The sequence below is a fragment of the Nocardia sp. NPDC051911 genome (assembly GCF_040681035.1).
Classification (GTDB): domain Bacteria; phylum Actinomycetota; class Actinomycetes; order Mycobacteriales; family Mycobacteriaceae; genus Nocardia; species Nocardia sichangensis.
Window position 1 is genome coordinate 28,525 of sequence record NZ_JBFAXY010000033.1, and the last position, 21,224, is coordinate 49,748.

The window sequence follows — 21,224 nt, forward strand, 5'->3', positions numbered from 1 at the left end:
CATGGCTGTACGATCGCGCTCCTTCACGCAATGGCGAGCCCAGGCTCGCGACTGCCCACATCGGTACCGCTTGGCGGTGGTCGCCCCGAATATCGCGGACGTCGTGCGCTGGACCGGCGGATGGCTGTTCGATCGAACCGTCGCGGGCTGGGAGGTCACGGTGCTGGTGACCGGTCAGGCGGATATCCGTCCGCTGCGCATCCTGGGGGCGACGGTGCTCGATCTCGAACAGTTCTCGGCCGCGCCGGTCCGCGAGACGTGGCCGCAGGCGGTCGCCGTCGCCGCTGAGACGTATCGGTCCGACAGCCGGGTTCGTGACGGCGTGCTCGACTGTCTCGACCGCGGGCTCACCGAGGTGACGATGTGGGGCGAGGGCCTTCCCGCGGAACTCGAGCATCGGGTCGGCTCGGTCCAGCACCGCGTCAGCTCGGCCGGGCGGGCCTTCAAAGCGTGCGCGCTACGGGCCGCGGGGGTCGCCACCGAGGTGGCCGGTCCCGTCGAGGTGTTCCGGACCGGGATGGCATCGCGCATGCACCCGGGATACGGCGTCGACCTCGTGCCGGCGGGGTAGCGTGCCCGCCGACGACTCGATTGCTCGGGACGCCGCTCGTGGCCGCCGTGGTCGAGCCCTCGGGGCCCGCGCGGATGGCGTCCGTTCGCCGGTACCGCGTGTGCGGTGACCTCAGATGCAGAAGCTGATGCTGGCCGGGCCCAGTGGGATATTGAGGCATACCGTGACCGAGCCGAGGGCGTCGTTCGTCGGGACGGGTGAAGCCGGTGCGGCGGAGGCTGCCGGGGCGAAAAGGGCCCCGATGGTCAGTGCGAGAGCGGCTGCGGCGATCGCTTGCGTGGCTTTGGTGATCATGGTGATTTCCTTGGCTGAGCGATAGGGCGATCCGAACCCGGCCCGGGAACGTCGATCCGAGTCCGGGGTGACTCTGATCAGATCATCCGCCGGTGCGGTGGTGTAGACAAGCCCTCCTGGCTGCCGTTCCCGCATTGGGAAGGTCGGATTTTGAAGTTAGCCTAACCTTATGGACACGACCGTGGTGGTGCGCGAGCCTGGCAAGCGGATCGTCGGATCACCGAAGCGATCCCGGAAACCGATACGGCGCAGGCTGATCTCGATCCATCGCTGGTCGGCGCTGATTCTCGGCTCGGTCCTGGTGATCCAGTCGACCTCAGGCGCGATCCTGCTCTACCACGCGGAATTGTTCCGAGCGCAACACGCTTCGTTCTATCGCCACACGGACGCGCCGGCGGTGGTCGACGCAGAACAGGCCGTCGCGATGGTGCGTGCCGCCGATCCCGGTTTCGACGTCGGCTGGGTCGGTGGAGACGGCGGCGTGATCGCGATCGGGAACACGAAGTACACCGCCGCCTACTCCGTCGATCCCGCTACCGGACGAATCAACGAGCAGGTGAACCTGGCCGACGGCGTTCTCGGCTGGCTGACCAACCTGCACAACTGCGCGTTCGGTTGTGCGCGCTACTCCGGCGCGATCCCGATCCTGGAGAATCAGGCTCCGCTCCTCGGCATCAAATGGGGTGCGGTGATTCTCGGCGCGCTCGGCGTCCTGCTGGTATCGCTCGCGGTGTCCGGCGCGGTCATCTGGTGGCCGTCACTCGCACGGCTGCGCCACGGATTCCGGGTCCGGCTGCGGAAAGGCCGCTTCGCCCGGGACCGCGACCTGCACGACGTCATCGGTATTCTCGCGGTGCCGTTCCTGTTGCTGTGGGGCATCACCGGCACCACCATCGAATGGCCTGCCGTGCAACGGGCTTGGCTCGTGGCGACCGGCGGCACCACGACCCTAGAACGAACCGAGCGGTCTTTCGTGCCGCGGTCGAGCGATGCCCGACGGCCCCCGCTGTCCATCGGCGAGGCCACGGCGATCGCGGATCGGGCCGCGCCGGGCCGACTCGCCTACCTGTTGCTGCCCACGGACGCCGCCCCGTACTACCGCGGCGTCGTCGCCGGGGCCTACTCCCCGCGCGAGCACCGCCTCTTCTACAGCGGCGACGTCATGGTCTACGTGAACGCCCGTGACGATTCCGACATCAAGGTGGTCGACGCGAGTCACGACCGGCCGCTGGCGAACACCTTCTACGCCAAAGTCTTCGAGCCCGCCCACTTCGGCTGGCTGGTGAACGGCTGGTGGCGACTGATCTGGCTGGCATTCGGCCTGACACCGCTCGCGCTGGCGATCACGGGCCTGTCGACCTGGCTGTTCCGGCGACGGACCCGGCGCCGCCGCGCTCACGCGACGACGTAGCCGCCGACCCCGGTCACGACGGGAAGTGGATCACCTGGCGGGAGAAGAGCGCTTGAGGCTCGGCGATGTGATTCGCCGCCGCGACGACTCCCACTCTGGTGTCCAGATCCGCAGGACCGTAGTGGTCCTCGCACATCGAGCGCAGCGTGTCGCCCGCGACGCCGCGGCGGCGGTTCAGGCCGGGCACGACGAGCACGTGGCCGGGAGCCGGCTGGCTGCCCGAGGGCAAGTGGTTGGCCAGTTCGATCATCACGCCGAGATTCGGGTCGCCGTACCAGCGCTCGGCGAGTATCGAGAGGGTTTCGCTTTCGGTCACCGTGTGGTGACCGACATCGGCGAGCTCCGGAATGTGCAGCCACGCGCCGGGCTGGATGGCACGTTGCGCCACGCCGTTGACGACTTCCCAGATCAGCTGGACTCCGGTGTCCTCGGTTCCGTAGTAGCGCTGGGTGATCTGCTTCCGCGCCGCGGTGGAGTCGGGCGTGGTGAGGAGGTGGCGCCGCGTGATGTAGGGGATCAGGAGCTGTTGTCCGACATCGATCGAATTCGGATCGGCGAGATGGTTCTGGCGCGCGATCGCCGGGAACAGGCTGCCGTCTCCGTACTCCCGATGGGCGATCGCGGAGAGGGTGTCGCCGGGTTGGACTTCGTACTTCTTCATCTGTTCGGCCTTTCTGCACTGCTGACAGCCGGCGCCGCGGACACCGATTCCGGCTTGTCTCGCCCGCGCACCTGCCGTCCACGAACGGTTGTGGCGCTACCGAATGCTCGTCGCGATCGGCCGCGCGATCGTGCGTAGGCGACTACTCGTTTCCGGCGGCGCTCGCCGCGACTCCATCGGGGCGGCGTCCCGATTACCCGGTTGGTCTCCCCGGATACGCAGGTGGCGCCCGGCCGGTCTGGCCGGGTCGGATGCCGCGACCAGCTTCCCGGGGCGGCTCGGAGAAGCCGTTTCCGGGCAGTTCTTTTCGATCGTGTGAAGAAGCTCCGAGGCTGATTCGAGCACTGGGGCAGGGGTAGCACGAAGACGTGGCGCCAAGAGCCACAGTCGGTTTCATCCGCTACCGAAAGGAGCAAGTGATGGCAGACCAGAAGAACCCGGGCCAGTTCGGCAACCGTTCCGACACCGAGGAGCAGGCGCGTCGCGGCGGCCAGGCCAGCACCGGCAGCTTCGGCGAGCGTAACTCGGCCGATCCGAGTGCGGCCGGACGCAAGGGCGCCGAAGCGCAGCCCAACGAAGCCAAGGTGCGCGGCGGACAGCACAGCCACGCCGGTCGCTGACGTCGACCGAACACGGGCCGGGCGGTACAACCGCCCGGCCCGTTTCGTTGTGCGGCGGTCATGATCCAGCGGTGACACGGCAGCGAGAAGACTGGGTGACCAACTGTCTATGTGACTAGTTATTTGCGACTGGTTCAGGTGGTGATAAGTGGAGAGAACCTGATGGCACGCCGGATGCCGTTCTATCGGTGAGTCGCTGGTCAAGTGTTCAAATTCGGCGAATATGCAGATCATCTGCGATTCAGCGCAGGAGCTGCGCGAGTGTCGGTCATGGTGTGATTGGTGCCGGCAAGTTACGGAAAGCCGGGACAGCAAGCGCCAGTGCTTGCTAAGTTAATGACTGTTCTTATCGATGCGACGGCGATGTACGAGTGCTGCCGATCTTTCGTCGCATCATCACGGCGGCGCTCGGCTCAATGAGGAGTGGCGCAGACATGGATGGACTCAGCAGGCGCAACGCGTTGAAAGCCGGTGGGGTGTTGGGCGCGCTCGGCGCGCTGGCCATGGCGACCCCCGCGCGCGCGGAGCCGTGGACGTGGTCCCCGCAGGGTTCGGTGGCCGGCTCCGGTGAAGGGGCCGATCCGCTCACCGTCTGGGATCCCGAGGCGGATCAGTTGGTCGCCTCTCTGATCGACCGGGGGGAGGTGCCGAGGGTCAACGAGTTGTTGCGCACCTGGACCGCGAACGGGCAGCCTTTGCCGGACGGATTGCCGCCGGATCTGCGCGATTTCATGGAATACGCACGTCAGCTGCCGCCCTGGGCTGATCGCGGAAAGCTGGCCACCGCCGTCGAGTTCAACAAGAAGCGCGGGCTGTATCTCGGCGTGCTCTACGGGCTGGCCAGCGGCATGATGAGCACGGTCATTCCCAAGGAGGCGCGCGCGGTCTACTACTCCAAGGGCGGTCACGACCTGAAGGACCGCATCTTGAAGACCGCCAAGCTCGGTTACGACATCGGGACCGCGAATGCCTACGCGCCCGCTGGTGAGATGGTCGTGACCTGCGTGAAGACCCGGCTGGTTCATGCCGCTGTGCGTCACCTGCTGCCGCAGTCCCCGCACTGGGTGTACTCCGCCGAGGAGGACATCCCGATCAGCCAGAACGATCTGATGGTCACCTGGCACAGCCTGCCCACCACCGTGATGAAGCATCTGACCGCGTGGCAGGTGCCGATGCCCGTCGCGGAGTCGGAGGCGTTCCTGCATTCGTGGCAGGTGGGCGCGCACATGCTCGGCATCCGTGACGAATACATTCCGAACTCCTGGGCGGAGGCCGACTCGCAGGCCGCGCAGGTGCTGGATCCGATCCTGGCGCCGACCCCGGAGGGCGCCAAGCTGGCCGACCGGCTGCTGCGCCTCGGGGCGAACCTCGACTTCGCCGTCCTCACCAAACCGGTGCTCGGCGCCTTCACCCGCTTCCTGCTCGGCGACAAGATCGCCGACGGGCTGGCCATCGCCAGGGAGCCGGTCTGGGACCCGCTGCTGCGGGTGAGCTGGGGGCCGTTCATCGCCGTGCGTGAAGGTCTGCTGCCCGTGGTGCCGCTCGCGCCGGATGCCTACTGGCTGTTCGACGAATTCCTCCGCAGGGCGGCGCTGCTCTATCTGGCGGAACTGCGGATGCCGATCAGTATCGAGATCCCCACCATGAACCGGGACATGAGCCAGCCGCCGCGCTGAGCCTTCTGGACGCCGATGCGCTCTCGAAGCCTTCTGGAGTGCATCGGCGATAGCTGGTAAGTTACTGATTGTTCTTTGCGTTAGATCGCCGAGATGAACCGTCACCTCGTCATAAGTGCGCTGGTGGGTGCGCGATCGAAGGGTTGATCTCGGACTAAGTTACGAGGAGTTCTGGAACGTGAGCCATAGGACGCTCGGCCCTCCACATGGCTCGACCGCGCTGCGACCGATGTCTGGAGGTGGCGCGGAGCATGCCGTACCGACAACACACCGGACAGTGCGGTGGACATGACGAACCCGCAGCATATCCGGCACATCCACATCGAATCCGGCGCCCTTGTCCTGGACTACCGGGCGTGCGCGGAACAGGCCCGGAGTCTGGCCGCCGACTTGGCGCACAGTCATCCGGACCTGATCGTCACGATCGATGACGATGTCCACGTCGAGTTGCCCGAGCTGCCCTGCGGCGGTCTGTGGCGGTGATCGGCGCCCGGCTCGAGTAGATTGACGATGATCTGACCCACGACGAGGGAGCGTCGGACCATGACAGCGATTCGCCATGAGATCGTGATCGACGCTTCGCCGCGCCACATCTGGGATGTCGTGCGTGATGTCGGCGCCGTGCATCGACGCCTGCTGCCCGGCCGGGTCGTCGACACCCGCCTGGAGGGAGCGCGGCGTTCGCTGACTTTCCCGGACGGGCATGTGATCCGTGAACTGATCGTCTCCATCGATGACGAGGCCCGCCGCTTGGCGTACTCCGTCGTCGAAGGGGCCAGGCCCGCGCTGGACTATCACCACGCTTCGTTCGAGGTTCGCGCCGAGGGGGAGCGTGGCCGACTGATCTGGATCACCGACGTCTTGCCGGAGTCGGCCGCGCCGGAAGTGCGGATTCGTACCGAATACGGCCTCGCGGAGATGAAGCAGGCCATCGAGGCCGCGGCGGCCGAGTCGTAGCGGGATCGGGAGGTGTCGGACATGTGGCAAGGCACCGCGACGCTGTACCCGGGCAGATTGTTGTACACGGGGCGGCTCGGGAACGCGCACCGCCACCATCATGCCGCCGCGCAATTGATCTTCAGTGCCAACGGCTCCGTCGGTCTGCGCGACGACGCCGGCCGCCACTGGGCCGGGCGAGCGGCGCTGATCCCTCCCGGTGTACCGCACGAAACTACCGGCACGGCAACGGGATTGCTCGTCTTCGCCGACGCGCAGTCGCCCCTCGGGCGCGCGCTGACCGATTGTGTGCGGCGCACCGGGAGCGCCGTCGACTCGGTCACCGCGTGGTCGCGGGCCGCGCTGCCACTGCTCGACCTCGACGACGGCGAGCGGGATCCCCAGCAACTGGCGCACGCCGCACTGACGGCCTTGATCGGCGATCCCGCTCCCACCGGCGCTGCCCGGCACCCGGCGCTGCGTGGCGCGCTGGAGCTGCTGCCGGACCTACTCGACGGCCCGCTGCGTCTGGCCGAGCTCGCCGCCGCGGTCGGACTGTCGGCGAGTCGACTCGGTCATCTGTTCCGTGCCGAGCTCGGGCTGGCGTTCCCGCCGTATGTGCGGTGGGCGCGCCTGCGACAAGCGATGGACCACGCCCGTCGCGGCGGCACGCTCACCGAGGCCGCGCACGCCGCGGGTTTCGCCGACAGCGCGCATCTCACCCGAGTCTGTCGCGAGATGTTCGGGCTCACCCCCTCCGAACTCGCCGGTGCGGTCACCATGGTGCGGCCGTAGCGAATCCGTTCAAGCGCCGCCGGGACCGCGGCCCCCACGCTGAACGGCATGCACACCTTGGTTCGCTACGGCTACGTGCCGTTCATGCTCTTGGCGGTCAACGGCGCCGCGCTCGCCGTCATCGCCACCGGCGCCGGCAAATTATGGCTGTTGCCGCTGCTGGTACTCGCGATCGCCGCATCGTTCGCCGCCGAACGGATCCTGCCCTACCACGACGACTGGAACCGCGCCCACGACGACGGTCGGCGCGACACCGTGCACGCCGTGGTCAACGAACTGCTCACCCTCGGCGGCGTGGCCGCACTGCCGCTGATGGCCGCGCTGATCCCTTCCGCCGATGTCTGGCCGCACCGGTGGCCCTTCCCGATTCAGGTGCTGGTCGCGGTTCTCCTCGCAGATCTCGGCATCACGCTGACCCACTTGGCCAGCCACAAGATTCCCGCGCTGTGGCGGCTGCACGCCGTGCACCACAGCGTCGAACGCGCCTACGGTTTCAACGGCCTGATGAAACATCCTCTGCACCAGACCCTGGAGACCGTCGCCGGTGTCACCCCGCTCGTACTGCTGGGCCTGCCCACCTCGGTAGCTTCGGCCCTCGCGTTCACCGTCGCGGTGCAACTCCTACTGCAACATTCGAACGTCGACTACCGCGTAGGCCCCCTGCGTACCGTGCTCGCGCTCAACCAGGCACACCGGTTCCACCACTTGAAATGGGCGGGCATCGGCGACGTCAACTTCGGACTGTTCACCTTGTTCTGGGATCACCTGTTGCGCACCTACTCCTACGACCCGGACCGCCGCTTCACCAGCGACGACCTCGGGATGGCCGCCAAGCCCGACTACCCCAGCGGCTATCTCGCCCAACTCGTCGAACCCTTCCGGCCCAGCGGCGCTTGCGGGGCCACGAAACCCGCTCAGCGCTCATTGCCCGCGCGCAGCCAGGCGATGTAGTCGGCGGTCGCGCGTTCGGTGTCGTAGTCGGGCCGGTAGCCGGTGTCCTGCTGGATACGGGTGATATCGAGGTAGTTGCGTTGTCCGGACCCACCGGTGGGGAGGTCGATCCCGGCGTCCGGGACGACCTTCTCGATCGCGGCGATGACTTCGGCGTTGGTCGTCGCGCGGCCGGAAGCGACGTTGTAGGTGCGGTGATTGAGCCGGTCTGCCAGTTGCAGGAGTGCGATGGCCCGGCCGCAGTCCTTCACGTAGCACAGGTCGATCGCGTCTTCCGCGTAAGCGGGGAAGCGCAGCGACGACAGGTCCGGCGCGGTGCCGCGGGTGGCGGCATGGACGAGCTGAGGGGCCGGGAAGAACGGGTCCGCGGGTCGGCCGCGCGGGCCCCAGATGGCGGAGATTCGGTAATTGACGATCTCGATGCCGGTCGCCCCGGTCAAATGGTCGGCGAGCAGCTCACCGATCTTCTTGAAGCTCGGTATCGGATGGGGTGCGGTCAGCGGAACGGGCATGTCTTCCCGCAGTGGACCCGCACCGGTCAGGCCGGCGTAGACGCCGATCGTGCTCGCGACGCCGACCCGCGGCACGCCCCAGGCCTCGGCGGCTTCGATCACATTGAACAGACTGCCGATCGCCTTCCGCGCGCCATCGATGGGCTCGTCGGAGCCGGGTGGCCAGGGCATCGAACCCGCGAGATGCACGATGCCGGTGATCTTGTGGCGCGTGCCCACGTCGAGCAACGCCGTCAGATCGGTGATGTCGGCCCGCTCCACCGCCACCTGCGCACCGGCGAACTCGGCCGGTACCTCGCCGGTTCGACGCTGGACCAGCACGCAGCCCTCGCCCAGGTCGAGCAGGGCCCGCACCGTGTGGGAGCCGATGAACCCGAGACCTCCGGTGACCAAGATCATCACATGAGCCTTTCTGTCGTCTAGCTGATTATCAGTACTACTGACGATCAGGCTAGCGATAGAATCTGCGGGTGTCTAGGACGGATGGGCCGGGCCCCGAATTGACCAGCCGGTTGGGCTACCTGCTCAAGCACGCGCAGTTGCGGATGGCCGAGCTGAACACGAAAGCGTTGGCGCCGTACGGCATCGACGGGCGCGAGCTCGGCGTGCTGTTCGTCCTCGCGGGCCGTGAACCCACGTCCCAACAGCAGGCGGCGCAGCGGCTGGGCATCGACCGCACCACGATGGTCGCGATGCTGGACACTCTGGAAGGCAAGGGCCTGGTGGCACGTCAGCCGGACGCGAACGACCGGCGTCGCAACGTGGTCGCACTGACCGATGCCGGACAGGACACTCTTCGCCGGGCCACCGAGGCGAGCGATGCCGCCGAGCGTGAGTTCCTGGCGCAGCTCAGTCCGCAGGCCGCGCAGCAACTGCGGAACTCGTTGCAAACCATCGTGACCCATCCCGAGCAAGAGCAGTCCTGACGCTCTGGACCGTGTGGGCGCAGAACCGGAGCCGTCGGCAGCCGATAGGTGAATAGCGCCGTTCATACTCGGCTTCCGGCCTACGCGAATCCGCGTAGGCGATCGTGATCGGCTGCGTCGGTCGTCGTAGTCGATCGCGCATCCGGTCCGGAGCGCGAGCGCTCGCGGATGCCGTACGCTCACGGCATGGTTCAGCAGGCGGTGGCACGACGGCTGTCCGCCTGGTTCTCGCGTCGGCCCGCCTGGTTCCCGGATGTCCTGCTGGCGCTGTTCGTCACCGTGATCCAGGTGCAGAGTGCCGCGATACCGGTGCCGCTCGAGCCGGCCTACACGCCGGTGTCGGGTTTCGGATATGTCCTGCTGATCGTCAGCGGCCTGGCGGTCGCCGCCCGCCGCAGGCAGCCGGTCGCGGTGTTCGGCGTGACGGCGCTGGCCAGTCTGATCTATTTCGGTCTCGGCTTCCCCGACCGGCTTTCCTATCTCGGACTCTTCGTCGCCCTGTACACCCTGGCCGCCTACGGCGACGGGCGGCGGACGCTGATGATCGCCGGTGCGGGCATCGCGGTCCTCGCCGTCGGCTGGCTGATCGCCGCGGCGGATATCAAGCCGCTGGTAGCCATCGGCTGGGTGTTCTTCCGGATCGGCGCGTCGGTGATCAGCACGATCCTCGGTGAGTCCGTGCGATCCCGCCGGGTCATCGCCGCCGATGCGCAAGAACGAGCGGAACTGGCCGAACGGTCCCGCGACGAGGAAGCCAGAGCGCGGGTCGACGCCGAACGCCTGCGGATCGCCCGCGAAGTCCACGACACGGTCGCCCACGCGATCGCCATCATCAATGTGCAATCCGGGGTCACCGCACACGTGCTCGACAAGCGACCGGAACAGGCCCGGGAAGCCCTGCGCACCATCGAGCAGACCAGTTCGCGGGCACTGCGCGAGATGCGCGCGATCCTCGGTGTACTGCGTGACGGCGACGAGCGCGAACCCTACCCGGGGCTCGGCCAGATCGACGAACTCGTCGGCAAGGCCCGCGATGCCGGGCTCGACATCGCTTTCGCGCAGACTCCCCCGGTCACTCCGCTCCCGAGCGCGGTGGGCAGCGCCGCCTATCGCATCGTGCAGGAATCGATCACCAACGTGATCCGGCACGTCGGTCCGACCAGGGTGACCGTGGCGCTCGAACCCGGCATCGACGCCTTGCGGATACGGGTCACCGACGAGGGTCGTCGCGCCGCCGCACCGGTCCGCACGGATAGCAGCACCACGACCGGACGCGGCATCGTCGGGATGCGCGAACGCTGCCGGCTGCTCGGCGGTGAACTCGACGCGACGCCGCGTCCCGGCGGCGGGTTCGAGGTCACCGCCCGCCTACCCTTGACCCCGGTCGGATCGCGCTCGTGAACGCCACACCACCCATCAAAGTCGTGCTCGCCGACGACGAACGCCTGGTCCGTTCCGGCTTCAAGGTTCTGCTCGACCTGGAAGACGACATCACGGTGGTCGGTGAAGCCACCAACGGCGCGGAAGCCGTCGAACTCGCTCGCGCCACCCGCCCCGACGTGGTCCTGATGGACATCCGCATGCCACGACTGGACGGGATACGCGCCACCGCCCAGATCGCCGCGGCCGCCGGGATGGAGCGGGTCAAGGTGCTCATCCTCACCACCTACGACACCGACGAGAACGTCTTCGACGCCTTGCAGGCGGGCGCGAGCGGGTTCCTGCTCAAGGACGCGGGCCCGGCCGAACTGCTGCACGCCATCCGAGTGATCGCCGCTGGTGACGCACTGCTCGCACCTCGGATCACCCGGCGGCTCATCGGTCAGTTCACCGCGCAGCGCCGGGCAGCCAAGTCCGCCGAGGACCGGCTCGCCGTGCTGACCGACCGTGAGCGCGAAGTCCTGGCGCTGGTGGGACAGGGCATGAGCAACGACGAGATCGGCGCCGCGCTGTTCCTCAGTCCCGCGACCGCACGCACCCATGTGAGCCGCGCGATGGTGAAACTGGGTGCGCGCGACCGAGCGCAGCTCGTCGTGATCGCCTACCAGACCGGGCTGACCGGCTTCACCTCGTAGCGATCAGCGGGTTGACCTCGCTGCCGAGGCGTTCGCGGCCTGGGACTCGAATCACGTTGACTCACAATGCCATAGCACTGGCGAGTACGGCCGCGCGTTCGGCTACGACGACCTGCGCAGCCGATCGCCGTCGGCGTACGCGCGTTCACGTAGACGGCGACTCCCGTCGGCGGAAGCCCAGCAGGTGCCGAGGGCGCGACCATCGACGGCATGATCTTGGACCCCGAACTCGAAGCCTCAGTCGCGTTCTTCCCCCCGGCCGACCTGAGCGACCCGCGCGCCGCCCGGGAGCGCCTCGCCGAGTTGGTCGCCGCCATTCCGGTACCGGACATCGCGGGCATGTCGATCGAAAATCGCACGGTGCCGGGCGATTTCGACGTGCCGATACGAATCTATCGGCCGGACCGGGCGCAGGGCGCTGCCCTCATCTGGCTGCGCGGCGGCGGATTCGTCATGGGCGATCTGGACACCGAACATCCGTGGGCCGGCCTGCTGGCGGACAACTCCGGTGTGACAGTGATCTCGGTCGGCTACCGCTCGGCCCCCGAACATCCGTTCCCCGCCGCGCACGACGACGTCTACGCGGTGCTGATCTGGACGGCCGAGCACGCGGTCGAGCTCGGCATCGACCCGGCGCGGATCGCGATCGGCGGCCACAGCGCCGGGGCGGGAATCGCGACCGCGGTCGCGTTGCGGGCCCGCGACGAGCAAGGGCCGCCGATCCGCTTCCAACTGCTCAACCAACCCGTCCTCGATGACCGCCAGCTGGCCTGGTCGGCGCGCACTTTCACCGATACGCCGTTCGTGACCCGGGCGAAAGTGGCCCAGATGTGGCAGCACTATCTGGGTTCCGCGCCCGCGACGCCGTACGCCGCTCCGGCGCGGGCGACGGATCTGTCCGGTATGCCTCCCGCCTACATCGCCACCGCCGAGTACTGCCCGAACCGCGACGAGGACATCGAGTACGCGCTGCGTCTGTTGCAAGCGGGCGTGCCGGTCGAGCTGCACCAATGGCCCGGCACGTTCCACGGGTCGCAGGCGATCCTGTCCGCGGATGTGTCCCAGCGCCAGAGCGCCGAATTCGCCGCCGCGCTGCGTCGCGCGCTGCACCCCGCGACCGGCGCGCAAAGCGCGTAGCCGCAAAGGGATTGCGAAGAGGGGAGAACGATGACCACCATCGACCTCGCCGAGGCGAGGAAGCAGTCCACACCGCCCCCGTCGGATGCCGATTCCCCGGCGGGAGGAAATGGGACGGGGTTGCTGCGCCCGTACCTGGGCGGTTTCGCCGTCGTCGTCGTCCTGCAGATCATCGGTGCCGTCGCCGGTCTGGCGCCGCTGCTCGCGGTCGTCGAATTGGGTCGAACGCTGTTGTCGCCGGGCCCGATCGATCACGGCCATGTCCGGATGATCGTGATCGCGGGGGCGGCCGGGTTGTTCGTCCGGCTGGTGTTCACGGCCGCGTCGTCCGGCATCGGGCACCTGCTCGACAGCCGGGTGCAACTGTCGCTGCGCCGAAAACTGGCCGCGCGACTGGGGCGGGTGCCGATCGGCTGGTTCTCCCGGCGCGGCTCCGGCGAGTTGTCGAAGATCGTGGGCAAGGACGTCGGCACCGTGCATCCACTCATCGCCCACACCCCCGGCGAGCTCGTCGCCGCGTTCGTCGTGCCGCTGGTGTCGTTGACCTACCTGTTCACCGTCGACTGGCGGCTCACGTTGATCACGCTGATACCGGTCGCGCTGGCCGTGGCGCTGGTCCCCTTGATGATGACCCCGGCCCGGCTGCGTGCGCAGCAGGAGTTCGACGCGGGGATGGCGCGGATCGCGAGTGCCACCGTCGAGTTCGTACAGGGCATCTCGGTGGTCAAGGCGTTCGGCGCGAGCGAGCGCGCGCACCGCAGATTCCGCACGGCCGCGGACGATTTCACCGACTCCTTCCTTCGCATGGTGCGGGGTCTAGCCGGACTCGGCGCGGCGATGCAGGTGGTGTTGTCGCCGCCGTTCGTGCTGCTGGTCGTGCTGACCGGTGGTGCGGTCCTGATCACCGGCGGCGCCATGGCCCCGGCTGACCTGCTGCCCTTCCTGCTGCTCGGACTTGGTCTGACCGCACCGGTGGCGGCGCTCGGCCACGGCTTCGACGACTTGCGGGCGGCCCGGCGCGCGGTCGACCGGATCCGGGAGGTCCTCGCGGTGCCGTCGCTGCCGGAACCTTCGCGCCCGCTCGCGCCGCAGGGGCACCGGGTGGAACTGCGGGAGGTGCGATTCGGCTACGACGCCGAGCACGAGGTGCTGCGCGGCATCGACCTGGTCCTGGAGCCGGGGACGGTCACCGCGATCGTCGGGCCGTCGGGCAGCGGAAAATCCACGCTGGTTCAGCTCCTTCCTCGATTCTTCGACCCCACACACGGTTCGGTGCTGCTCGGCGGGGTCGACCTGCGCGAGCTCGGCAGCCGGGCGCTCTATCGGATGGTCTCCTTCGTCTTCCAGGACGTGCGGTTGCTGCGCGCGTCGGTCGCGGACAACATCGCACTGGCGCTACCGCAGGCCGACCGCGACGACGTGGTGCGCGCCGCCCGGTTGGCGAACATTCACGATCGGATTCTCGAGCTGCCGCGCGGCTACGACACGGTGCTCGGTGCGGAGGCCGAGCTGTCGGGCGGTGAAGCGCAACGGATCTCGATCGCCCGGGCACTGCTCGCCGATACTCCCGTACTGGTGCTCGACGAGGCCACCGCCTTCGCCGACCCGCACACCGAGCAGGCGGTGCGCCGAGCCCTGGCGACACTGGAAGGCGATCGGACGATCCTGGTCATCGCTCACCGGCTGGAGACCATCGCCGACGCGGACACCGTCGTGCTGCTGGAGAACGGGTCGATCACCGAGCGTGGCAAGCCCGGCGAATTGCTGTCCCGCAACGGGAAATTCGCCGAATTCTGGCGATCGCACCGGTCCACGCTCACCGAAGAGGTCGAAACCCTCGGTGGCATGCTCCGGCGTGAGCTCGGGCCATGGAGCAGGCAGCGGAGCGTGCCTGCACGCCCGCTCGCCGACGAGACATCGCGAGGAGAGGAGCGCCGATGATCCGAATGCTGCTGCGCGTGCTGGGCGACGAGTACGCCCAGCCCGTACGACGCACCGTGGCCCTGATGACGGCGACCTCGGTAGCGGAAGGTTTGTCCTACGCACTTCTGGTTCCGGTGCTGCGAGCGCTGTTCGGGAGCACGCCCACGGACGCCTGGCCGTGGCTGCTCGCGTTCGGGGCGGCGATCGCGTGCTACGCGGCGCTGCGCTATCGCAGCGATCTGTCCGGCTTCCTCGTGGGCACCACGCTGCTGCGCGGTGTCTACCACCGTTTCGGCGATCGCCTGGCCCGGCTACCGCTCGGCTGGTTCACCGCCGGTCGCGTCGGAGAGGTGTCGGTGCTCGCCGGCGAGGGTGTGCTGCAGGCGATGAGCGTGATCGCGCATCTGCTGGCGCCGACGATCGCCGCCGCTGTGACTCCGCTGACGATCGTCGCCGTGCTGCTCGCCTTCGACTGGCACATGGGGCTGGCCGCGCTGGCCGCGGTGCCGATCGTGGCGGCGATCCAGATCTGGACGGGACGTTCGATGGCCGCCGCCGACGCCGAACGCGTCGAACGCACCAAGGAGGCAACCGGGCGAGTCGTCGAGTATCTCCAGGCACAGCCGGTGCTGCGAGCCGGTGGCCGAACGGCCGAGCGATTCCGGCTGCTCGACGACGCGCTGTCGGGATTGGAGCGGGCGTCCCGCCGTGCCGTGCTGTCGGCGCTGCCAGGGATCGTGGGGCTGACGCTCACGGTCCAGGCGATGTTCACCGTGCTGCTGGCCCTTGGCGCCTACCTCGCGCTCGGCGGGAGCGTCGGCGCGGCGGAGATGGTGGCGATGCTGGTGTTGGTGGCCCGCTGCGCGGATCCGCTGCTGTCGCTCTCGGAGATCGGCGGCAAACTCCGCAGCGCGCGTACCGTGCTGGGCGGGCTCGACACCGTGTTGCGCACCGAGCCGCTGCCGGAACCTCGCGAACCGATCCGGCCGGTGGGCAACGACCTGGCGTTCGAGTCCGTCGCCTTCCGGCACGGCGGTCGTACCGTGATCGACGACGTGTCGCTGTCGGTACCCGAGGGACAGCGGGTCGCCATCGTCGGACCGTCGGGTGCGGGCAAGAGCACACTGCTGCAACTGCTCGCACGGTTCTACGACGTGGACGACGGCGCCCTGCGCGTCGGCGGCGTGGACGTGCGCGCGATCAGCACCGAAGTATTGATGGAACGGATCGCCGTCGTCTTCCAGAACGTCTATCTGTTCGACGGCACGATCGAGGAGAACGTGCGTCTGGGCCGTCCCGATGCCACCGAATCCGAGGTGCGCGCGGCGGCGACCGCGGCGGGGTTGGACGAAGTCATCGATCGGCTGCCCGGCGGATGGGCGACGAACGTCGGCGAGGGCGGCGCACTGTTGTCGGGCGGTGAGCGCCAACGCGTCTCGATCGCGCGAGCCCTGCTGAAGAACGCGCCGATCGTCCTGCTGGACGAGGTGACCTCCGCGCTGGACCCGGTGAACGAGGCCGCCGTCCACGAGGGCATCGAACGCCTGATGGCGGGCCGGACGGTGGTGATGGTCGCGCACCGGCTGCGGACCGTCCGGCGGGCCGATCACATCGTCTTCCTGGACGACGGCCGGATCGTGGAGGAGGGCAGCCACGACGAGCTGCTGCGTCTCGGTGGCCGCTACGCCGACTTCTGGGAGTTGTCCATGGCGACCGTGGCAACCGAATGAGCCGCGATGTCGATCACGGGGTGCTCTCGTGCTTCTCGAGCCAATCCCGGTAGTGCGTTGCGGCCAGACGGGCGTCCGGGCCCGCCGTGAGAACGTCGCCGGGAACGTCCGCGAACATGCCCGCGGTGTCGTCGGTGACGACGGTGCGGCTGTCGCGCCGAGCGGCCAGGGTGAGCCTGCCGAGGTCGTCGAGGCGGAAGACCTCCGGACCGGCGACATTGCGGACCCCGCCCAGCGGAGCGCCGGTGGCGACCTCGACGACCGCGTCGACCACGTCCGCGGCGGCCATCGGCTGGATCGGGGTGGCGGGCAGGCGGACGGTGTCGTCGTCGGAGGTCCAGGACAGCACCGCGTCCATGAACTCGAAGAACTGGGTGGCGCGCACGATGGAGTACGGCGTTGGGCCCAGCCGCAGCAGGTCTTCCTGCAAGCTCTTGGCCCGGTAGTAGTCCAGGCCGGGCACCTGGTCGACGCCCACGATGGACAGCACGACCTGATGCCCGACACCGGCTTTCTCCCCGGCGTCCAGCAGGTTGCGCATGGAGATGCGGAAGAAATCCACCGACGCCTCGTCGAAGGTCGGCGAGTTCGCAAGGTCGATGACGACCTGGGCCCCCGCCAGCGCCCGGTCCAGGCCCTCTCCGGTGATCACGTCGACACCGGTGGACATCGACGCGGGCACGGCCTCGTGCCCGGCCGCGGCCAGCTTCCGCACCACTCGAGAGCCGATCCGCCCGGTACCGCCGATGACTGTCAGTTTCATGGTTCTCGCCTTTCCCGGCGTGCCACCGGGCGAGCCCGCGATTCATGGAACCGTTATCGGTTCGTTCCGGTCTCGGTACCACGACGCCCGATCTCGCCACGGGCATCGGTCGTCGGTCCCGGTGTCGATCGCTCGGGACAGGTGGCCGTCGTACACCGTTCTCCCGCAACACCGTTTCGTCGCACTGATGTAAGAGCGGCGACAGCCCCTGTAGGGGTGTTGGTGGGGCAGGTCGTGCACGCTCGGTTTCCGGAGAAGACCGGAGAGGTGACCGGGGGCGAGATGACCGAACGGTGCACCGGTGGCGCTGTCCACGCGCAGCGGCGCGACGACGGACGGCGGATCGGATCGTGGTTGACCGCCACGGCGGTCGTGCTGAATATCGCCCAGCTCTTCGGGCTCCCGCTGCTGATTCCCGGCGACCCAGCATGGGGCTGGGCCCTGCTGCCGTTGCTACTGCTGACGACGACATTCTGGTCGGTGATCCACGAGGCCGTGCACGGCAATCTGCACCACTCGCGGTCTCGCAACGACCGGTACGGGCGCGTCCTCGCCGTGCTGTACGGGTCGCCGTTCGCGCTGCTCAAAGCCGGTCACCTGCTGCACCACCGCTACAACCGGACTCGGGAGCGGGCCGAGGTCTACGACCCGGCGAGTTCCACCTGGGCGAAGGTCGCGCCCGGGTACTACCTGCGGCTGTTCGGCGGGCTGTATCTGCTCGAGGTGGCGGCGATCATGCTGGCGGCGTTGCCCGTCGCGGCGGTGCACGGGCTCGCCCGGGCGGTGGACGGGCCGGACACGGTGGCGGGGCCGCTACTCGAATGCCTCGCGCGACCCGAGGTGTTCCGGCAGTTCCGCGTCGACGCGGCCGTCGTCGTAGGGCTGCACGGTGCGGCGTTCGCCGCCTACGGTCCGCACTGGTGGATGTTGCTCGCGGCGCTGGCCGGGCGCGGCGTGATCGTCTCGCTGTCGGACAACGCCTATCACTACGGCACCGATCTCGACGAGCCGCTCGAGGCGCTGAACCTGAAACTGCCCGCGCCACTGGAAGTACTGGCGCTGAGCTTCAACCTGCACGGCGTGCATCACCTGCGCCCCGGCCTGCGCTGGTACGAACTCCGGCCCGCCTTCGACGCCGAGGGCGGCCGACACGACATAGGCTGGTTCCGCGCGGTGGCCCGCCAGATACGCGGCCCCCTCCGGCTCACCGATCGGTGACTGCCGCCCGCCGCGGACGCGCCCCCGCCGCGATCACTCCTCGGTTTCCATGTGCGAATCCATCCGCGAGAGGATCTCCTCGATCCGGTCGCGCACCATGTGCCGCTCACCCGCCCAGCTGTCCGCCCGACGCGTGGTCGATATCGGTCAGCGAGTCGGCGGCCTCGCGCTGGCCCTCCGACATTGATTACACCGCAGTGAGTCGAGCCTTCATCAAAGGCCAAGCGAATTCTGATCGCGCGCAGCATGAATCGATCGATGGACATCGAAAAATTGTTTTCGGCAACTCCGTTCGTTCCCGTGCGACTACGACGCCGAACCGTTCCCCGACAACCACCTCTCCCCACCCGAGATCTATCGAGCGGACCTCGAAGTCTTTCCGCGAGACCGGCTGTCGCTGTGGCTGGCCGCCCGTATCGGGCATGCCGATCGGCAATCGCGGCCCGCCGACACGGCGGCCAGGGCCGAGCCGGGCGTGGCAGTGGTGGAGGACGGTGTGCCCGCGCTGCCGTTGCTGCCGGCGCGCTGGGCGGTGCTGTCCGCGGCATTCGTGGCAGTGGGCTCTCCGTGGGTCCGAGAGTCTTACCAGCGCTCGGGTTGTTCGAGGGAGCCGAGCGCAGCGGCTCCTCGCTCCGGATCGTGCCCGGCGACGGGGCCGTGCTCTCCGGTGGCGTGTGGAACGATCCCGTCCTCGACGCCGTCTACAACGCCGGGGCGCCGATGCCGGACCCTCTCCTTCGTCAGCGGCACAGCGCCGTCTCGCGCTCCATGCGGGACAGCTTCTCGGGATTGCGCACGGCGTAGAGGCCGGTGACGAGGCCGTCGTCGATGCGAAGCGCCAAGACGGTGTCGATCTCGCCGTCACGCCGCAAGATCAGCGCCGGATATCCGTTGACCTGCGCGGGCTGCCTCGACACCGCGGCGAGCCTGCCCAGCCCGGCCGCCAGTATCCTGGCCACGCTGTCGGCTCCGAGGACGGGCGCGAGGGTGGCCTGCACGACGCCGCCGCCGTCACCGAGCAGGACGACGTCCGGCGCGAGGATGTCGAGCAGATGCTGCAGATCGCCCGTTTCGGTCGCTCGCTGGAACGCCTCGAGGGCGCTACGGGTCTCGGCGGGCGAAACGACTCCGCGCGGTCGGCGTGCCGCGACGTGCGCACGGGCCCGGTACGCGAGCTGGCGGACCGCGCCGGGGCTCTTGTCGACGGCTTCGCCGATCTCGTCGTAGCTCAGATCGAATACCTCGCGCAGTACGAAGACCGCTCGCTCGATCGGCGTCAACGTCTCCAGCACGAGCAGCATGGCCATCGACACGCTGTCGGCGAGCTCGACGTCCTCGGCCACGTCGGGCGCGGTGAGCAGCGGCTCGGGCAACCACGGGCCGACGTAGGACTCCTTGCGCCGCCCCAGTGTCCGCAACCGGTCGAGCGACTGGCGGGTGACGATCCGCACCAGGTACGCGCGCTGATCCTGGACGGTGCCGAGGTCGACGCCCGCCCACCGCAGCCAGGTCTCCTGCAGCACGTCCTCGGCGTCGGCGGCCGAGCCGAGCATCTCGTAGGCGACGGTGAACAGCAGATTCCGGTGGGTGACGAACGCCGCGGTAGCCGGGGCGGGGTGGTGATCGCCCGGCGTCTTCTGCGATGTGTCGGCCATGAAGTGGCTCCTGTTCCCTCTCGGCTGTGTCACCCATCAGACGCCTGTCCCTGCCGTCTTGTAACACCGATACGCAGTGGCGCAGGTCACTTCGGTGCGCTGTTACGAGGCTCGGGCAGCCGACGTCTGGTGTTCGTTCAGTGCACAGCACACGACATCACGAGTGAGGACCACGTCATGGGACCCCGTATCAATCTCAACGACAGCGAGATCGGCGCCAAGATCGGCAAGCGGTTCGCGAACACCAGCCTGGCGATCCTGCAGTCGACGGTGCCGAAGGCCACGATGGAGCTGATGGAGCTGCGCGCAAGCCAGATCAACGGCTGCGGTTGGTGCACCGACGTGCACACCAAGGACCTGGCGGCCGCCGGTGAAGCCGCGGTCCGCATCAACCTGGTCGCCGCCTGGCGTGAGTCCAGCGTGTTCACCGAGGCCGAACGGGCCGCGCTGGCGCTGGCCGAGGAGGGTACCCGGCTCGCCGACGCCTACCGAGGCGTCTCCGACGAGACCTGGGCCGAGGTGCGCGAGCACTACGACGACGACCAGATCGCCGCGCTGGTCTACCTGGTCGCCATGATCAACGCTTCCAACCGGCTCGGCGTGATCACGCGCATGCCGGGAGGTTCCTATCAGCCCGGCATGTTCGACGCCATCACGAACTGATCGGCGGGTGCGATCCGAGCCTCCGGCAGGAGTCACCGGAGTGGCGGTCCCCATCCGGCCTCGCGCGTGGTGACCGCCACCGCGCTCGATCAGGGCCATGTCGAGATCTCATCGTTGCCAGGCGAATTCGCTACTCGGCCATGGTCCACGACGACGACCGATCGGCATCGCCGCTCACTTCGGACGGCGGGTCCGGCGCAGCGCTGATCGTTCGGCAGGTGGTCAGCCACGGTCGTGCAGGGCGTGCGCCAGGCTGCGCAGGGCGGGGACCGCGGCCAGCAATCTGCCGACCTCGGTCTCGTCGACGGTGGCCAGCGCGTCGAGAACCAGGCGGGTGCGCGCCGCGTCGATGCGAGCGGCATTCTCGATCGCCTTGCGGGTGGGCAGGATCCGGCTGCTGCGGCGGTCGGCGGGGTCGGTCTCGCGTTCGATCAGTCCCAGTTCGGTCAGGTGGCGCAGCACGGTGCTGACGTTGCTGGGTCGCATGCCGGTCACCACGGCCAGGTGCCCGGGAACGGTACCCGGCTCGTGCACGATCACCCGGAGTACTTCGGCCTGTGCCTGGGTGAGCGGCTCCATCCGGGTCAAGCGCTCGGCCGCGCGATGTACGGCGCGCGAGAGCTCTCGCAGTGCGGCGTCGAGCTCGCGCAGATCGGATTCACGGCCCATACCCTCCATGATAAATTACTTATGCATAAATAAGTATC

General features: G+C 68.3%; 22 protein-coding genes. 16 read left to right on the plus strand and 6 right to left on the minus strand.

The annotated features are described in order from the left end of the window. Position 1: 1 nt before the first annotated feature. A complete protein-coding gene (locus tag AB0L97_RS30905) occupies positions 2-571 on the plus strand; it encodes a hypothetical protein (RefSeq protein ID WP_364436401.1) in 570 nt (189 codons plus the stop codon). A gap of 111 nt (positions 572-682) precedes the next feature. On the opposite strand, the gene AB0L97_RS30910 is transcribed toward AB0L97_RS30905, so the two are convergent. Then, entirely contained in the window at positions 683-865 is a 183-nt protein-coding gene (locus AB0L97_RS30910) for a hypothetical protein (RefSeq protein WP_355080119.1), read from the minus strand. A gap of 169 nt (positions 866-1,034) precedes the next feature. On the opposite strand from AB0L97_RS30910, the gene AB0L97_RS30915 reads away from it, so the two are divergent. Continuing rightward, positions 1,035-2,276: a PepSY-associated TM helix domain-containing protein gene (locus AB0L97_RS30915; RefSeq protein ID WP_364436404.1), complete on the plus strand. Its 1,242-nt coding sequence runs from the start codon at positions 1,035-1,037 to the stop codon at positions 2,274-2,276. A gap of 13 nt (positions 2,277-2,289) precedes the next feature. Here the strand turns inward: AB0L97_RS30915 and AB0L97_RS30920 are convergent, their stop codons facing one another. Next, positions 2,290-2,937 carry a LysM peptidoglycan-binding domain-containing protein gene (locus AB0L97_RS30920; RefSeq protein WP_364436407.1) on the minus strand — a complete coding sequence of 216 codons (648 nt, stop codon included), beginning with the start codon at positions 2,935-2,937 and terminating at the stop codon, positions 2,290-2,292. Positions 2,938-3,356: 419 nt separating this feature from the next. On the opposite strand from AB0L97_RS30920, the gene AB0L97_RS30925 reads away from it, so the two are divergent. The 6 genes from AB0L97_RS30925 to AB0L97_RS30950 all read left to right on the plus strand — a co-directional run bounded on the left by AB0L97_RS30925 (position 3,357) and on the right by AB0L97_RS30950 (position 7,915). Next, positions 3,357-3,557: a hypothetical protein gene (locus tag AB0L97_RS30925; RefSeq protein WP_355080113.1), complete on the plus strand. Its 201-nt coding sequence runs from the start codon at positions 3,357-3,359 to the stop codon at positions 3,555-3,557. A gap of 434 nt (positions 3,558-3,991) precedes the next feature. Continuing rightward, a complete protein-coding gene (locus tag AB0L97_RS30930) occupies positions 3,992-5,233 on the plus strand; it encodes an oxygenase MpaB family protein (RefSeq protein WP_364436411.1) in 1,242 nt (413 codons plus the stop codon). A gap of 288 nt (positions 5,234-5,521) precedes the next feature. Further along, the gene (locus tag AB0L97_RS30935) at positions 5,522-5,716 is read left to right on the plus strand and encodes a hypothetical protein (protein WP_355080109.1); all 195 of its coding nucleotides are present in this window, start codon (positions 5,522-5,524) and stop codon (positions 5,714-5,716) included. Positions 5,717-5,776: 60 nt separating this feature from the next. Then, positions 5,777-6,190: an SRPBCC family protein gene (locus AB0L97_RS30940; protein WP_356965550.1), complete on the plus strand. Its 414-nt coding sequence runs from the start codon at positions 5,777-5,779 to the stop codon at positions 6,188-6,190. Positions 6,191-6,211: 21 nt separating this feature from the next. Beyond that, entirely contained in the window at positions 6,212-6,964 is a 753-nt protein-coding gene (locus AB0L97_RS30945; protein ID WP_364436416.1) for a helix-turn-helix transcriptional regulator, read from the plus strand. Positions 6,965-7,012: 48 nt separating this feature from the next. Beyond that, the gene (locus AB0L97_RS30950; protein ID WP_364436419.1) at positions 7,013-7,915 is read left to right on the plus strand and encodes a sterol desaturase family protein; all 903 of its coding nucleotides are present in this window, start codon (positions 7,013-7,015) and stop codon (positions 7,913-7,915) included. Here the strand turns inward: AB0L97_RS30950 and AB0L97_RS30955 are convergent. Next, positions 7,879-8,826, minus strand: coding sequence for an NAD(P)-dependent oxidoreductase (locus tag AB0L97_RS30955; protein ID WP_356965547.1), 948 nt, complete (start codon positions 8,824-8,826; stop codon positions 7,879-7,881). The genes AB0L97_RS30950 and AB0L97_RS30955 overlap by 37 nt on opposite strands. A 71-nt stretch (positions 8,827-8,897) precedes the next feature. Between AB0L97_RS30955 and AB0L97_RS30960 the strand changes: the two genes are divergently transcribed. The 6 genes from AB0L97_RS30960 to AB0L97_RS30985 all read left to right on the plus strand — a co-directional run bounded on the left by AB0L97_RS30960 (position 8,898) and on the right by AB0L97_RS30985 (position 16,218). After that, positions 8,898-9,353, plus strand: coding sequence for a MarR family transcriptional regulator (locus AB0L97_RS30960; RefSeq protein WP_364436423.1), 456 nt, complete (start codon positions 8,898-8,900; stop codon positions 9,351-9,353). Between the two features lie 186 nt (positions 9,354-9,539). Next, positions 9,540-10,754 (plus strand): sensor histidine kinase, encoded by a 1,215-nt coding sequence (locus AB0L97_RS30965; protein WP_364436426.1) that lies wholly within the window; start codon positions 9,540-9,542, stop codon positions 10,752-10,754. Further along, the gene (locus AB0L97_RS30970; RefSeq protein ID WP_355080095.1) at positions 10,751-11,428 is read left to right on the plus strand and encodes a response regulator transcription factor; all 678 of its coding nucleotides are present in this window, start codon (positions 10,751-10,753) and stop codon (positions 11,426-11,428) included. Before AB0L97_RS30965 ends, AB0L97_RS30970 begins: the two co-directional genes overlap by 4 nt. Before the next feature lie 210 nt (positions 11,429-11,638). Then, positions 11,639-12,565, plus strand: coding sequence for an alpha/beta hydrolase (locus tag AB0L97_RS30975; protein WP_364436430.1), 927 nt, complete (start codon positions 11,639-11,641; stop codon positions 12,563-12,565). A gap of 30 nt (positions 12,566-12,595) precedes the next feature. Further along, positions 12,596-14,506 carry an ABC transporter ATP-binding protein gene (locus AB0L97_RS30980; protein WP_364436433.1) on the plus strand — a complete coding sequence of 637 codons (1,911 nt, stop codon included), beginning with the start codon at positions 12,596-12,598 and terminating at the stop codon, positions 14,504-14,506. Then, positions 14,503-16,218, plus strand: a complete 1,716-nt coding sequence (locus AB0L97_RS30985; RefSeq protein WP_364436436.1) for an ABC transporter ATP-binding protein — start codon at positions 14,503-14,505, stop codon at positions 16,216-16,218. Before AB0L97_RS30980 ends, AB0L97_RS30985 begins: the two co-directional genes overlap by 4 nt. Before the next feature lie 13 nt (positions 16,219-16,231). Here AB0L97_RS30985 and AB0L97_RS30990 read toward each other — a convergent pair whose 3' ends face one another. After that, positions 16,232-16,981, minus strand: coding sequence for an NAD(P)H-binding protein (locus tag AB0L97_RS30990; RefSeq protein ID WP_355080088.1), 750 nt, complete (start codon positions 16,979-16,981; stop codon positions 16,232-16,234). Positions 16,982-17,203: 222 nt separating this feature from the next. Between AB0L97_RS30990 and AB0L97_RS30995 the strand changes: the two genes are divergently transcribed. Continuing rightward, the gene (locus tag AB0L97_RS30995; protein WP_364436441.1) at positions 17,204-18,199 is read left to right on the plus strand and encodes a fatty acid desaturase; all 996 of its coding nucleotides are present in this window, start codon (positions 17,204-17,206) and stop codon (positions 18,197-18,199) included. A gap of 740 nt (positions 18,200-18,939) precedes the next feature. On the opposite strand, the gene AB0L97_RS31000 is transcribed toward AB0L97_RS30995, so the two are convergent. Then, entirely contained in the window at positions 18,940-19,854 is a 915-nt protein-coding gene (locus AB0L97_RS31000; RefSeq protein ID WP_364436444.1) for an RNA polymerase sigma-70 factor, read from the minus strand. 177 nt (positions 19,855-20,031) lie between these two features. Here AB0L97_RS31000 and AB0L97_RS31005 point away from each other — a divergent pair, with 177 nt between their 5' ends. Then, the gene (locus tag AB0L97_RS31005) at positions 20,032-20,517 is read left to right on the plus strand and encodes a carboxymuconolactone decarboxylase family protein (RefSeq protein ID WP_364436447.1); all 486 of its coding nucleotides are present in this window, start codon (positions 20,032-20,034) and stop codon (positions 20,515-20,517) included. A 222-nt stretch (positions 20,518-20,739) separates the two neighbouring features. On the opposite strand, the gene AB0L97_RS31010 is transcribed toward AB0L97_RS31005, so the two are convergent. Then, positions 20,740-21,186, minus strand: a complete 447-nt coding sequence (locus AB0L97_RS31010) for a MarR family transcriptional regulator (protein WP_364436449.1) — start codon at positions 21,184-21,186, stop codon at positions 20,740-20,742. Positions 21,187-21,224 lie beyond the last annotated feature (38 nt).